The sequence below is a fragment of the uncultured Maribacter sp. genome (assembly GCF_947500405.1).
Lineage (GTDB): Bacteria > Bacteroidota > Bacteroidia > Flavobacteriales > Flavobacteriaceae > Maribacter_B.
In genome coordinates this window covers 372,650-388,222 of record NZ_CANMRY010000001.1, presented here as the reverse complement: position 1 = coordinate 388,222, position 15,573 = coordinate 372,650, and the positions used below count along the sequence as shown (strand labels likewise).

9 protein-coding genes are annotated in these 15,573 nt (G+C 33.3%); all 9 read left to right on the top strand.

Annotated elements, in window-relative coordinates:
• The first annotated feature begins 183 nt into the window (after nt 1-183).
• The 9 genes from Q0945_RS01755 (at nt 184) to Q0945_RS01715 (ending at nt 14,952) form a co-directional block, all read left to right on the top strand.
• A complete protein-coding gene (locus Q0945_RS01755; protein WP_299430155.1) occupies nt 184-3,231 on the top strand; it encodes a TonB-dependent receptor in 3,048 nt (1,015 codons plus the stop codon).
• Between the two features lie 10 nt (nt 3,232-3,241).
• Nucleotides 3,242-4,819, top strand: coding sequence for a RagB/SusD family nutrient uptake outer membrane protein (locus Q0945_RS01750; protein ID WP_299430153.1), 1,578 nt, complete (start codon nt 3,242-3,244; stop codon nt 4,817-4,819).
• A 145-nt stretch (nt 4,820-4,964) separates the two neighbouring features.
• The gene (locus tag Q0945_RS01745) at nt 4,965-6,359 is read left to right on the top strand and encodes a cellulase family glycosylhydrolase (protein WP_299430151.1); all 1,395 of its coding nucleotides are present in this window, start codon (nt 4,965-4,967) and stop codon (nt 6,357-6,359) included.
• Nucleotides 6,360-6,382: 23 nt separating this feature from the next.
• Nucleotides 6,383-8,557, top strand: a complete 2,175-nt coding sequence (locus tag Q0945_RS01740) for a beta-xylosidase (RefSeq protein WP_299430149.1) — start codon at nt 6,383-6,385, stop codon at nt 8,555-8,557.
• A 47-nt stretch (nt 8,558-8,604) separates the two neighbouring features.
• Nucleotides 8,605-10,368, top strand: a complete 1,764-nt coding sequence (locus tag Q0945_RS01735) for a glycoside hydrolase 43 family protein (RefSeq protein WP_299430147.1) — start codon at nt 8,605-8,607, stop codon at nt 10,366-10,368.
• A gap of 104 nt (nt 10,369-10,472) precedes the next feature.
• Entirely contained in the window at nt 10,473-11,282 is an 810-nt protein-coding gene (locus Q0945_RS01730) for a DUF1080 domain-containing protein (protein WP_299430145.1), read from the top strand.
• Nucleotides 11,283-11,610: 328 nt separating this feature from the next.
• On the top strand, nt 11,611-11,925 hold the full coding sequence (rhaM, locus tag Q0945_RS01725; RefSeq protein ID WP_299430143.1) for an L-rhamnose mutarotase: 315 nt from the start codon (nt 11,611-11,613) through the stop codon (nt 11,923-11,925).
• A gap of 119 nt (nt 11,926-12,044) precedes the next feature.
• Nucleotides 12,045-14,243, top strand: coding sequence for a BNR-4 repeat-containing protein (locus Q0945_RS01720; RefSeq protein ID WP_299430140.1), 2,199 nt, complete (start codon nt 12,045-12,047; stop codon nt 14,241-14,243).
• 1 nt (nt 14,244) lies between these two features.
• Nucleotides 14,245-14,952 (top strand): fibronectin type III domain-containing protein, encoded by a 708-nt coding sequence (locus Q0945_RS01715; protein WP_299430138.1) that lies wholly within the window; start codon nt 14,245-14,247, stop codon nt 14,950-14,952.
• Nucleotides 14,953-15,573 lie beyond the last annotated feature (621 nt).

The following is a 15,573-nucleotide window of genomic DNA, read 5'->3' as shown; positions in this document are numbered from 1 at the left end:
TAATGGTGTTGACTTGTACATGGTATTTTAAAAAAAATGCAAGTCAACACATTTAAAAAGTAACTAAACATTAAGAAAACAGTAAAATATTTTTTTTTATTCTTCTTAACAGTACAGAGCAGGATAGTTCGTAATTTATTAGTATATAATTTAGGAAAATATTAACAATTAAACTAAATTTTTATGAAACTAACACTCAAAAAATATCTGGGACTTAAACTATCTTGGATATTTGCTTTTTTTCTATTGTCCAACTTGGCAATGGCACAAGAGCAGACAGTAAAAGGAAGTATAATGGCAGATGGGCAACCTTTACTAGGGGCAACTGTTGTCGTTAAAGGATCTACAGTTGGAACAACTGCTGATTTTGATGGAAATTATACAATAAAAGCAGATGAAGGAAGTACGCTTGTTTTTTCTTATGTAGGTTATACTACAAAAGAAATTCTTGTTGGTAGCCAAACACAAATTAATGTTATTTTAGAAGCAGATAACGCACTAGATGAAGTAGTAGTTATTGGTTATGGTACTTCAACGAAAAAGGATCTTACAGGTTCTGTTGCTTCAGTAAGCTCTGAAGATATTACTCAGGTTCCTTCTTCTAGGGTAGATCAAGTATTACAAGGTAGGGCAGCAGGTGTTCAAGTAACACAATCAAGTGGTTCTCCTGGTGCTGGTACAGCTATTAGAATTCGAGGTGGAAATTCTATTACAGGAAGTAATGAGCCTCTTTGGGTTATTGATGGAATTGTAGTTGGAAACAACTTTAATTTAAACAATATTAACGCGAATGACATCAAGTCTATTCAAATATTAAAGGATGCTTCTTCTATTGCTATTTATGGTTCAAGAGGAGCAAACGGTGTGGTTTTAGTTACAACCAAAAGTGGTCGTAGTGCTGGAACAGGAAAACCAGAAGTAAGTGTTAATCTATACACTAGTATGCAAATGTTACCTGAGCTTCCAGACCGACTTACACAAGAAGAGCAAATTGCCTTTACTAATGAACATGCAGAGTTTAGGTCAGTGGCAGCTCCATTTCCTGATGCAGCGTCTACCTATCCTAATAATGATTGGGTTGATTTAACAACGGGTCCAGCGCCAATTTATAATGCAGATGTATCTATTGCAGGTGCATCTGAAAATGTTAATTACTATAACTCTTTAAACTACTTTAATCAAGAAGGTATTGTAAAGAGTTCTGGTATAGAAAAGTTTATTTTTAGATCTAATTTAGATATAAACCTAAGTGATAAAGTAAAAGCAGGTTTCCGTATTAATTACTCTAGAATAAAACAAAACAATGCACTTACTTCTTTTGCAGCTAATGCATTTGGAACATTGCGTACGCAACCAGCGTTTAATGATGATGGTACTTATAATGGCTTTAACGATGTTGTTGGTTCTCCTTTTAACAACCCGCTTGCAAATTTTGAGCTGAATACTAATGAAACTTTTACAAATAACTTATTAGCTACAGCTTATTTAGAATATAAACCAGCGCCAGCTTGGACTATACGTTCTACATTTAGCCCGGAATTTAATAATACAAAGCGAAATAGATTTAATTCTAGTCAGTTACCAGGTAATCTTGCTATAGGTGTAACCGATGGAGGAACAGCGAGTGTAAGAACGGTAGCAAGTACGGGTTGGAATAACGAAAATACTATACAGTTTAGGACGGATATTAATGAAGATAATAGCTTAACGGTACTTGCAGGAGCTTCTTTTCAAAAAGTATCTACAGAAACTACGGAAGCTGAAGCGGCTGGTATTACCAGTGATGCGACTGGATTTAATAATTTAGGGTTTTCTGATCCAATTAGAGCTGTTGTAAGTAGTGGTTATAGAGGATTTCAAATTGCATCTTTTTTTGGAAGAATAAACTATGATTATAAAGATAAATATTTATTAACCTTAGTAGGAAGAACAGATGGTAGTTCTGTTTTTGCACCAGGAAATAAATATGAATTCTATCCTTCTGTAGCAGCAGCTTGGAAAATTAGTGAAGAGGAATTTATGCAAAATCAGAACTTGTTTTCAGATTTAAAGTTAAGAGCTAGTTGGGGTAAGTCTGGTAATCAGGCAATTGACCCTTTTAGAACAAAAGGTGTATATGAAGAAGCAAATACGACTCTAAATGGATCGGAAGTGCCTGGATTAACTTTAGGTAGACCTGCAAATCCAAACCTATTTTGGGAAACCACCACTTCATTTGATATTGCTATAGAAGCATCTTTGTTCAATGGAAGACTTTTTACGGAGTTTAACTATTACCAAAAAGAAACAAACGACCTGTTATTAGATGTTACTATACCAAGACAAACTGGCTTTGAAAGTCAATTACAAAATATTGGTGCACTAGAAAATAAAGGATGGGAATTATTAGTGAATTCTACTAATGTAACAAATGATAACTTTAGCTGGAATACTACTTTGACCTTAGCTGCAAATAAAAATAAGATATTAGATCTTGGTGGTAAGCAATCTCAAGATCTTGTTGTAGACCCAATCATAGGTTCTGGAAATACACGATTAATAGTAGGTGAATCAGTTCCAGTTTTTACAGGGGTAAATTATTTAGGAACTTGGAAAAGTCAAGAAGAAATTGACGCTTCTGGGCTAACCGCACAAGTTGTTGGAGGAGCAAGATATGAAGATTTAAATGGTGATGGCATTATTTCGACTGAAGATAATGTAGTTTTGGGAAGTCCATTTCCTGATTTAATTTTCGGGTTCGAAAACTCCTTTTCTTACAAGAATCTAGATTTCTCATTTTTCTTTCAAGGAACAACAGGTAATGAGGTTTACAACCTAAACATGAGAAACAATTATTTTAATCGTGGAGAAGCGGTTAAGTTTGGAGATTTACGTGATCGTTGGACGGTGGATAACCCAACCTCTAATATTCCTAGAGCAGGTGCTGATTCTGTTACGAATACACCTCCTAATTCAGAATATGTAGAAGATGGTTCTCATATTCGTCTTAAGTCAGTTCGATTAGCATATAACTTCCCAACAGATAAAATGGGCTTAGACGGTATTAAAAATGCAACTTTATACCTATCAGGAAGTAACTTATTGTTGTTCTCTAAAACGAGATTGATTGAACCTGAGGCTAACAACTTTAACTCATCAAATACTCGGTATGGTAATATAGCGCTAGGATATTTAAGTGCACAATATCCAAATCCAAGAGTTGTAACCCTTGGTCTTAACGTAACTTTTTAATAAAATTAATATGAAAACAAAGAATATATTTTTATACATCTTCGTAGTATTCTCCTTTTTTGGATGTGAGAAGTTTTTAGAAGAAGAGCCAAGAGCAATTATTGCACCAGAAACGTTTTTTGCATCGGAGAATGATGCAAAACAAGCAATTAATGGTACTTATGCCATATTAAAGAATAATTCCATTTATGGGCAAGTAGGTTTAGATCATTTTTATGATAATGGTACGGATATTATAGAGCCAAATCGTGCGGCAAATTTTGTACAACCTATAGGTAACTATACTTTAAATGAAGCGCTAGCCGATGTATCTGTTCAAAAAATGAGTGTTTCCGATACTTGGAAAGATTTATATAGAGTAGTATTTAATTCTACTATTATTATTGATAGGCTTACAGGTAACGAGGCTATTTTAGAAGAGGAGCGTACTCTAATGATTGCAGAGGCAAGATTTTTACGAGCTCTTTGTTACTGGCACATTACAAACCTTTGGGGTGATGCTCCTTTTTATACAGAAGTATTAACTCTTGAAGAAATTAGCCAATTAGGAAGAACAGATAAAGAAACTATAATTGATTTTATAATAGAAGATTTGCAATTTGCGCAAACCCATTTACCTGATTCTTATTCAGATGCAGATAGAGGAAGGGCTTCCAAATGGGCAGCGGCTATTATTGAGGCTAAGATTTATATGAAACAGCAAGATTGGGACGCCGGTTTAGCAAAATGTAATGAAATCATTGACCAATCGCCTCATAGATTATTACCGACTTATAATGAAGTTTTTGATCCTCTAAACGAGTATAATGATGAGATTATTTGGTCCTTAGATTTTGCCAGAGATATAGAAGGTATATATGACCCTGCATTTCCAGGTTTTTCTTTTGCTGGGAATAATAGTTGGAGACCAAGTATGTTTAATCCACGTTTAAGAGATGAACCTGCAAATACTTCTGAAAGAAATGCTTTAAGAGAAGCTCTTACTGCTAGAGGTGAAGCCTTTAATGGTACTGGATTACAAGTTGCATCTAAAGATTTTGCAGAAAAATTTCCTTTAAACGATTTAAGAAGAGAATTAAATATTGTAGATAATTATTTAGGTTTTGATTTAAATTTCCCTTACATGGCTAAATTTTGGAATCTTGATTTAGATACTTCACCTCGTTTTAATCATTCTGATAATAGAATGGTGTTTAGAATGGCTGATGTGCATTTAATGGCAGCTGAGTGTGAAAATGAACGTGCCGGAGGAAACCCTAATGATGCTTTTGAATATATTAGAGATGTAAGAGAGCGTGCTTTTGCTACAGTTGGAGAAGCGGAAGCTATTTTGGGATTAACTCAGACAGAGTTTAGAGAAGCCATTTATGATGAGAGAAAGTGGGAATTAGCTGCAGAAGCGCATAGAAGATATGACTTAATTCGTTGGGGTATATTGTTAGATGTTGTTCAAAATTTGGAATACCGTTTTTGGGAACCTAATGTTAACATAAGACCTTATCATGTTTTATTACCAATTCCTTTACAAGAATTACAACAGAATCCAGCTTTGTTAGAATCAGATCCAACAAATAATGGATATAGATAGTAGTTATTTTTGAGTTAGTTTTTTTAAAAAGACCAGAATAATTTTATTCTGGTCTTTTTTTTAAATATATTTAATAATACATAGGCATAGTACAGGTTGCAAATTTTATTTATGAAGTGTATATTGCTTAAAATATACTATCTAAATGAAAATCAAATTTGTTTTAGGAATGTTTCTTTTTGCATCTTTTTTATCTTTTGCGCAAATAAAGCATGGTTTAAGAGATGAACAAGGACGCCATATAATACCTCGTGGATTTGTTGTAAATACAAATGACCATAAAGGGGAAGTCTTTTTTAATAGTGATGATTATGCCCGTATGGTAAGAATGGGTGCTAATTCGCAAGTAATTCGTTTAGAGTTGGGTAAGCTTAGTAGTTTTCCAGGAGGTAAACTTGAGCTAAAATATCTTCGGAAATTAGATTCTCTAGTAGCTTTAGGTAAAAATCACGACATTAAAACTGTTTTTAAAATGACGGTTTATGGCGTTGATAAATTTATCTGGGAAGAATTCTGGCAAAATAAAAAGAATGAATATAGTACTTATATAGATGCATGGAAAGTGATATGGAATAGATATGCCGATGACCCTGCTGTTTTGGGGTATGATGTCGTTAACGAACCAAGGAAATTAACCATGGATATTTCTTATGAAAATCTTACAAATAAATACCTTATTCCGCTTTATCAAAAGATAATTGATGAGAGTCAAAAAATAAATGTGGATAAAATGATACTGTTTCAGTCTATTTTTATGAATAAAGGAGAGAAAATAGATAACAACCAGTATTCTGAAATAACCGCGCCTATTAACAGAAAAAATATCATTTTTGCACCTCATATATACCAAAATGATATCGATTTTATTAAGCGAAATATGGACAGATTTGATAAAGAATCTGATATGTTAAAAGCTCCAATTCTAATTGGAGAATGGGGGTTTCCAACTTTTGCAACAACTGACACCCTTATAGATGGTAAATTAGGGCAACTAAAATATCGTGAACTATATATTAGAACAGCCGAAGTTTTTGACCGTATGGGAGTAGGCTCCATAAAAGCTTGGTTTTTAGGAAACAGAACGATGCAACATTTTCTGTCAGGAGGGCCATCAACTTGGTCAATTTTTAGCGATAGCACTGATGCAGGAACCGTAGAGCGTAAATATATTACCGATGTAATATCAAGACCCTTTCCTCAAACTATTGCAGGTGATATTGATTCCTTTTTGTTCAATCATGCTACGAGGACTTTAGGTCTTAAAATAAAACCAGATAACAGTAAAGGCGCATCAAAAATATTTATTGGTGCTAATAGGCATTATCCTGATGGTTTCTCCATTTTAATTGATGACGATATTGTTATGTATTACAATCCTTTAAAAAACGTAGGACTTGAAATTTATAAATGCTCCAAAGACGTAAATCCATCAAATTTTATTTGGGACCCACAAAGCCAAAAACTAATTGTTTTAAAATGGCCAAATAATAGAATAAATTTAAATATAAAAATTGTTCCAGGGCTTCGGAATTTTGATTAAATAGTATAACCAATTTTAAAGAAATGAAGAAATTAGTATTAGTAGTTTTTGTTATAACCACATTATTAAATTGTGATTCAAAAGATAGTACAACAGAAACCACAAGTAAAAAAGATTCTGAAATCGCCTCAAAAGTTGAAGATTTAATAAGTCAGATGACTTTAGAGGAAAAGATGACAGAAATGATTCAGGATGCACCTGCCAATGAAAGGTTGGGTATTCCTGTTATGAAATATGGAGAAGCATTGCATGGACTATGGCTCGTTCTTGATTATTACGGTAATACAACGGTTTATCCACAAGCAGTGGCGTGCGCCTCAACCTGGGAACCAGAGTTAATAAAAAAAATGGCTACTCAAACAGCAAAAGAAGCTCGTGCTTTAGGGGTAACACATTGTTACTCTCCTAATTTAGATGTTTTCGCTGGAGATGCTCGCTATGGTCGCGTTGAAGAATCTTATGGAGAAGACCCTTATCTAGTTTCTCGAATGGGCGTTGCATTTATCCAAGGTTTGCAAGGTGAAGGCGATGAGCAATTTGATGAAAATCATGTTATTGCAACAGCTAAACATTTTGTTGGATATCCTGAAAACCGCCGTGGTATAAATGGTGGATTTAGCGATATGTCTGAACGTCGTTTACGTGAGGTTTACCTTCCGTCGTTTGAGGCCGCAGTAAAGGAAGCTCAGGTAGGTTCTGTTATGCCTGGTCATCAAGATTTTAATGGTGTACCATGCCACATGAATACCTGGTTATTAAAGGATATTTTACGAGATGAACTAGGTTTTGACGGTTTTATTGTTTCTGATAATAATGATGTTGGGAGGTTAGAGACTATGCATTTTATTCCTGAAACCAGAGCTAAAGCAGCTATTTTGGGATTAAAGGCGGGTGTTGATATGGACTTGGTAATTGGGAAAAATGTTGACCTATCTACTTATCACATCAATGTATTGAAGGATACAATAACGCAGGATCCTGCATTGATGAAGTATATAGACAAAGCCACATCACGTATTTTGACAGCAAAATATAAATTAGGTTTATTTGATACAGAACCAAAACAGATTGACGAGGAAACTGTAGAAGCTGGTACTGATGAACATCGTGAGTTTGCATTGGAAATGGCAGAAAAATCTATAATCATGCTAAAAAATGATAACAATCTTTTGCCGCTAGATCTATCAAAAATCAAATCCTTAGCAGTCATTGGGCCTAACGCTCATGAAGAAAGACCTAAAAAAGGAACATATAAATTATTGGGTGGCTATTCAGGATTGCCACCATATTATGTTTCAGTTTTAGATGGTTTAAAGAAAAAAGTAGGTAAAAACGTAAAAATAAACTACGCTAAAGGCTGCGATATTGATAGTTTTTCGAAAGATGGATTTTCAGATGCTGTTTCTGCAGCAAAAAAATCGGATGCTGTTGTTTTAGTTGTGGGTAGTTCTCACAAAACATGTGGCGAAGGTGGAGATCGTTCTGATCTTGATTTGTACGGCGTTCAAAAAGAATTAGTAGAGTTGATTTATAAAACAGGAAAACCAGTAATTGTTGTTCTAATTAATGGTCGTCCATTATCTATAAATTATATTGCCGAAAATATTCCTTCAGTTCTTGAAACGTGGTATGGTGGCATGCGAGCAGGTGATGCTGTTGCCAATGTTATTTTTGGCGATGTAAACCCAGGTGGAAAACTAACCATGTCTTTCCCTCGCTCAGTAGGGCAGGTTCCAGTAACTTATTTAGAGCGTCCTGATTTCATTGGTTCAGGCAAAGGTTTATATAGATTTAAAGACAAATCACCATTATTCCCATTTGGGTATGGTTTAAGTTATACTACTTTTAAGTACAGTACACCAAAATTAGAAAACAACACTATTGATGCTGATGGTTCAACTTTAGTTTCGGTTGATATAACAAATACAGGTGATAGAACGGGAGATGAAGTGGTACAAATGTATGTTCGTGATGACTTTGCCTCAGTTGGACGTTACTTAAAATTGCTAAAAGGATTTGAACGAATTACACTAAAACCAGGTGAGACTAAAACAGTAACATTTAATTTAGGTTTTGATGAATTGAATGTGCTTAATCAAAATATGGAAAAAGTGGTAGAGCCAGGAACGTTTACAATATCCGTTGGTACATCTTCTCTAGAAAAAGATTTACAAACAATTCAATTAACAGTTCAATAAAATTATAAACTCTTTTAATCTAAAAAGCAATATATTTTTAATAAGGTATGAGATTTTCATTAATATTACTATTTGCTAGTTTATTTATTATAAGCTGCCAAACAAAGAAGAAAAAAGAAGTAGCAATGAAAGAAATTGCTAAAGCTAAAACTGGAAGTTTTGGGGATCAAGGTGATGGTACTTATGTAAATCCAATCCTTAATGCAGATTATCCAGATTCTGATATTGAGCAGCTTGGTGATACGTATTATATGATTACTTCTAAGCAACACATGTCACCGGGAATGCCAATATTAGAATCTAAGGATATGGTTAATTGGACAAATGTAGGTCACGTGTTTGATGGCCTATCATGGGCGCCAGAATACAATTGGGATAGAATGAATGGCTACTCTTTTGGTACTTGGGCAGGAGATTTAGCTTATCATGAAGGTACTTGGTATTGTTATCAAATTGACTACCAACATGGTTTAATGGTTGCAACAGCTAAAGATATTAAAGGGCCTTGGAGTAAGCCTATTATGATGCTTCCAAAAGAAGAGGTCTTAGATGATCCTGGTGTGTTTTGGGACGAAGAAACACATAAAGCCTATGTTATAATTAATACTGCAGGAAAACAAAAGAGTATAGAGAATACTATAGAAGGGAATGAGAATAGAATTTATGAAATGAGCTGGGATGGGACAAAAATTCTAGGAGAAGGTAAATTAGTTTATACGGGAATGGGAGCTGAGGCTGCTAAAATTTATAAAATAGAAGGTGTTTGGTACATCTTTTTAGCACAGTGGACTATGGGAGATAATTCTACAAAACCAGGGGTTAAAAATCCAAAAAATGACCGAAAGCAAATTGTATTACGATCAAAAGAAAGTATTTATGGTCCTTATGAAGTAAAAACTGTATTAGAAAAAGGTTCAGCGTTTAATAATCGTAGTTGCAGCCAAGGAGGTTTAATGCAAGCGCCTGATAAATCTTGGTGGTATATGCACCAATTAATACAGAATGATGATATTCCTTTTCAAGGAAGGCCACAATGCTTAGCACCTGTTACTTGGGTTGATGGTTGGCCCATAATTGGAGTAGATGAAGATAATGACGGTATTGGAGAACCAGTAAAACAATATAAAAAACCTATTAACGGATATCCTATTAGTGCACCTAGTTCGGATGATGATTTTTCTAAAGCAAAATTAGGATTTCAATGGGAGTGGAATCATAACCCAAGAAATACACATTGGTCACTTACAGAAAGACCGGGTTGGTTACGTTTAAAGGCTAGTAAAGTATTACCTAATGGAGAAGGCTATGGACCAAATATAAATGAATGGACAAATAATGATGGATCTGATTCAGATTTTTGGAGGGCTTGTAATACACTAAGTCAACGTATTATGGGGATTACAACAGGTACAGCTGTTGCTAAATTTGATGTTTCTGGCATGAAACCCCACCAACTAGCTGGCTTTGTTAGATACGGTGGAGCGTTTAACTTATTGGGTGTGGAAGTAGATGAGGATGGTAAAAAAAGTTTATTTTATATGAATTCTATGGCTAAAAAAATAATGGGGCCAGAAATAAAAGGAAACGAGTTATATATAAGAACATCAAATAATAGTAATCAGGCTACTTATGAATATAGTATTAATGGTGAGAAATTTAATTCTTTTGGACCAACTTTTACTATTTCTTTTGGTAAGTGGACAGGAGATAGACTAGGGTTCTTTTCATGGAATGAAAAAGAAGATAAAGGGTATATAGACATAGATTGGTTTTTTTATGATTACGATGGGCCTAAAGCAGCTAATAAGTAAGATACTTTTATCAGTAATTATAGTATTTGTAAAAATCGAGAATTTTAAAGTAAACGCATTAGTTGCATAGTAGTATTTATTACGATATAAAATAGTATAACCTTATGCATAATAGAAAAATAAAAAATACATTCTTATTAGGGGTTGGCTTATTGTGCGTTATTTTAATTTTTCAATCTTGTAAAGAAATAAAGGGAGTTTATAAAGATAAAGCAGCAACCAATATTAAGAATGAAAATCATGGTTTTAATGATATATTTGATGGTAAAACTCTAAATGATTGGAAAGGAGATTCTAAATATTGGCGTGTTAGCAATGGTGTTTTAACAGGAGAGGTAACACCAGAAACCATTTTAAAACAAAATTCATTCATAATCTATAAAAAAGAACAACCCAAAAATTTTGAGTTAAAATTGGAATATAGAATAACTGATTCTGGGAATAGCGGTATAAATTACAGAAGTGAAATTGTGGATAACATGCCTTTTGCGTTAAGGGGCTATCAATGTGATATTGATGGTAAAAATAAATTTACAGGTCAAAATTATGAAGAAAAAAAAAGAACAACATTGGCTTACTTAGGAGAAACAGTAATAATTCCAAAAATGCCAGACACGATATCTAAAAATAATTTAAGAAAAAATGTAAAGAAAAATAGTTGGCAAACTAGAATTGTAAAAGATATTAAAATAAAATCGCAACTAAAATTAAATATAAAAGCTAATGACTGGAATGAAGTGCATCTTATAATAAAAGATTCTATAATGCAGCATTACGTAAATGGTGTTTTGTTTAGTGAAGTCACTGATTTAGATTTAATTAATAAGTCAGAAAAAGGTTATTTGGGTGTTCAAGTTCATGTGGGGCCACCTATGAAAATTGAATATAGAAATATAAGACTGAAGCATTTGTAACACAGGTAATTTTTTGTATGCCTTATAATTGCATTAATCTACTTGCTCCAAACCACAACTTAAACAGTAATTAAATTTAAAATGTAACTAACATATTTAACAGGTGTTTTGTAAAGGTTTTAAATTATAAATATATTGTCACTTTTAAAATAATCCTATAAATAAATTTATAATTTAAGAGGACTCAAAAACAAGAGATTTGTTCTTTGAATTAGGAACTCAATTTAATGTTTCAAAATATTTTGGAATAGATTTTAGCACAAAGAGAAAAGAGAATTCTTTATTATGTAATTTTTTGTAAACGCAGAATAAATTAAAAATAAATACCATGCAAAGATTAGCCTTTAAAATGAAATTAAATGAAGGACAAAAAGACGCTTATACTAAACGGCATAATGAACTTTGGCCAGAGCTCAGAAAATTATTAAAAGATAACGGTATTAGTGAGTATTCTATATTTTTTGATGAAGAAACTAATACGCTTTTTGCTTTTCAAAAGGTATCAGGAGATGGCGGTTCTCAAGATTTAGCAAATAATGAGGTTGTAAAAAAATGGTGGAATTATATGGCTGATATTATGGAGACCAATCCAGACAAATCACCTGTTTCAGTGCCACTAGAAGAGTTATTTTATCTAGAATAGTTATCTAAAATGGTAGTTAATTGTTTAAAAATCATCAGTATACTGCAGGACATTTTTTTATTCAAATTGTACAAATTTGTATCTAGAATACCTTTCTTGTTAGGGTAAAAAGAAAAACTATGAAAAAAAATTACTCCATTAGATTGGTAGGCAAAGGGTGCGTATTCGCTTTTTTGTTATTATTAATACCAAGGGGTATTTTGAATGCCCAAGTTGTTTTAGAGAAAGAAGTTAAAATTACTGACTTAGGGTTGCATTTTGATGGTAATAAAGTTTCAAGTGGTACTGCAAACACCGGAGATAGTGCACCTTATGATTATTTTTTTGGACGTAATATTTCTGCTCATGGTGATGCCATAAAAACCTATGGTGATTATGTTTTTATGACCTGGTATCGTGGTGGTAAGGCAGACCGCCATGTGATGCTAACACGGTATAATACAAAAACAGATGCCATCGCAACTATAGAGTTTCCTCATAGGCATACGGGATATCAAAATCAATATTGGATTGGAGAATCTCATAATACCATAGCGGTGGGTATAAGTCCTTTAGACGGAACAATTCATTTGTTGTACGATATGCATGCTTATAGTGCTTCAAGACCTTCCAATGGAAGTTTAGCTAATGATTATTTTAGATATTCATATTCAGTGAAAGATGCAGCCTCTTTGCCAGATGCAGAATTTACTTTGGATAAATTTGTTCCAAATGGTACAGGAGGGTATAAACATTTAAGAATGCCAGGAATTGCTGCTCAATCAGAATTCTTGTCATTAACTTATCCAAGATTCTTTCAAAATGACGGTGGAGAGCTTTTTATGCTCATGCGTGAAGGTGGAAATAATAATGGTATGTATAAATTTGTAAAATACGACGCCAATACTGGAGCATGGGGTAACTTCATAGATTTTAATAGATTAAATGCAAGAAGCCAACCAGGAATTGATTATAACTGGGGACTTTACGGTGATATGAAATATGTAAACGGGAAGTTTCGCATTGGTTTTCAACGTAGGTCTCAAAACAATGATGATAAATATCTTTATCAAAACGGGGTATATTATGCCTATTCAGATGATCAAACGGCAGCCACAAGTTGGAAAAATCATAAAGGAGAATCTTTTAGTCTACCATTATGGGATGCCGATTTTATAAAAGTTATGGAACCTGGAGATTATGTTGCTACAACACAAGCAAATCAAGTATACATTGTAGGTGGTTTTGATTGGACAGTAACTGCTAATGAAGATGTGCATATTATAAGTCGAGTAAGAGATAGCGAAAATAACGTAACCAAGAATTTACATACTTATCGACCATCAGGAGGTACAGATTTTATTACTTCAGAAGATTTTTCAGGAGGTTCAGCAATTTACACATCTGGAGATAGTGTTTTTTTAATTGGTTTAAATAGTAGTGGTCGTGTATTTGTTGAGAAAGCAGAAGGAGGGACAAATAATTTCACTAAGGTATATGAAGCAACAAGTGGGAGATCTTTTGATCATGGTGTAGTGCATATTGAGAATGGAAAAGTTTATTATTACCTAATGGAAGATAAAACGGGTAATGCTCAACCTTTATATCTACAAATTATAGATTTAGATATTGTCCCATTAGATCCTTTAGATCCTAATAACTTTACAATTGAGTCTAAAGGAGAGACTTGTTCGGGTATGGGTAATGGAAAGCTAATAATAAGCGGGGCGGCTGCTCATGATTATGTAGCTACTATTAATGGAATTGACGACTATAGTTTTACTAAAAATAAAACTATTGAAGACTTAAATCCTGGAACTTATGATTTGTGTATAGAAGTAGTTGGTGAAAATTTTAATCATTGTTATCAGCTAACTATTGAGGCAGCTCCAACGTTAAGTGGAAAAATTAGTATTGCTAAAAAAACAGCAGCAGTATCTGTTCAATCAGGAAAAGCACCATACACTGTTAGTAAAAATGGGAAACAATTATTTGAAACCTACCAGTCAAACTTTTCTGTAGATGTAAATCATGGCGATAATATTCAAATAAAAAGTAAGGAAGCTTGTCAAGGTGAGATGGTAAAAACAGTCAACTTGTTTCAAGAACTCAAGGCGTATCCAAACCCTACAAACGGATTATTTGAGATGTATATTCCAAATAACATAAAAACTATTGATTTAGAAGTGTACAATATGCAATCTCAATTAATAGATTCTAAAACGTCTATGGTAAATGCTGGAAAGATCCAATTGAGTTTAGCTGACAAACCAAATGGTATCTATTTTGTAAAAGTGAATTTAAAGAAACCAGTATTTGTTAAAGTAATGAAGAAATAAAATGAAAAAGACATACTTACATTTAATAATAGTTGTGGGATTGATTATGATGTCTTGTAGTGGCGGTGGAGATGACTCAAACGATACAAAAAAGCCAGAAGAAAATACTGCACCAACAGTACCAATCCAGGTTTATCCATTAAATAATACCATTTGTATTGATAACAATATTGTATTTGAGTGGGATACATCTACAGATGTAGAGGGAGATAAAATAACCTATACCGTTGAAATTGCTGAGAATAATGGTTTTTCGCCAATATTAAATACAGAAACTAGTGCTTCATTATCCAAATTAATTAGTTTGGAAAAGGGTAAAGCTTTATACTGGCGCATTAAGGCAACAGATAGTAAATCTGCAGCTAGTTCATACTCCCCAGTGATGCAGTTTTTAACAGAAGGAGACGGGTTGAGTAATCATGTACCATTTGCACCCAGTTTAATAGCACCTGTTTTTAATTCTGAAATAGACGGTACAAGTGCTACATTAAGTTGGTCAACATTAGACATTGATGGGGATCCATTAACCTTTGATGTGTATTTGGATACAAATGAAAATCCGATAACTAAAGTTTCTGAAAACCAATCTGAGACCACTTATAATGCTATAGGTTTAAGTGCAGCGTCTACGTATTACTTTAAAGTGGTCGTGAAAGATGATAAAGGAGGTATAAGTATTGGGCAAGTTTGGAGTTTTATTACGAAATAAGATTTTTTTATTTGAAATTTTCTGGGGTACAAGTATAGCTCAGGATAGTTTGCCAATAAAATAAAAGTAACTTTATAAACTAATCTGTTAACAGGTTAATAAAAAGGCTATGAAAAAAAATTACTTTCATAATTATACTCTGTTATGTGTATTATTAATGTTTTCATTTCAATGGAGTTAAAGTTGATATTAACCTTCTAATACTGGCGAAAATGCACCGTATGATTGCTTTTTTGGTGTGAATATATTACCCATGGCGATTGTTTAAAAACTTGTAGTGATTATGTGTTTTTGACTTGGTATCGTGGTGGTAAGGGAAATAGACATGTTATGTTAACGCGGTATAACACCATTACAGTATTGCAACAACTATTGAGTTTCCACATAGGCATACTGGTTATCATAATAAATGGTGAATTGGTGAGTCCCACAATACTATAGCATTGGTATTTAGTCCATTAGATGGTACTGATTTGCTTTATGATATGCATGCAACTCCCATATCTGCAGAAGCTATAGATGAAAAAAGTAGAATTTTAAAAGTCGGGTGTTTACATAATAGGAGTGTTTACGAATAGTCAAAACGTATACAATTCAAAGCTTATAGTAAAGTAAATAACT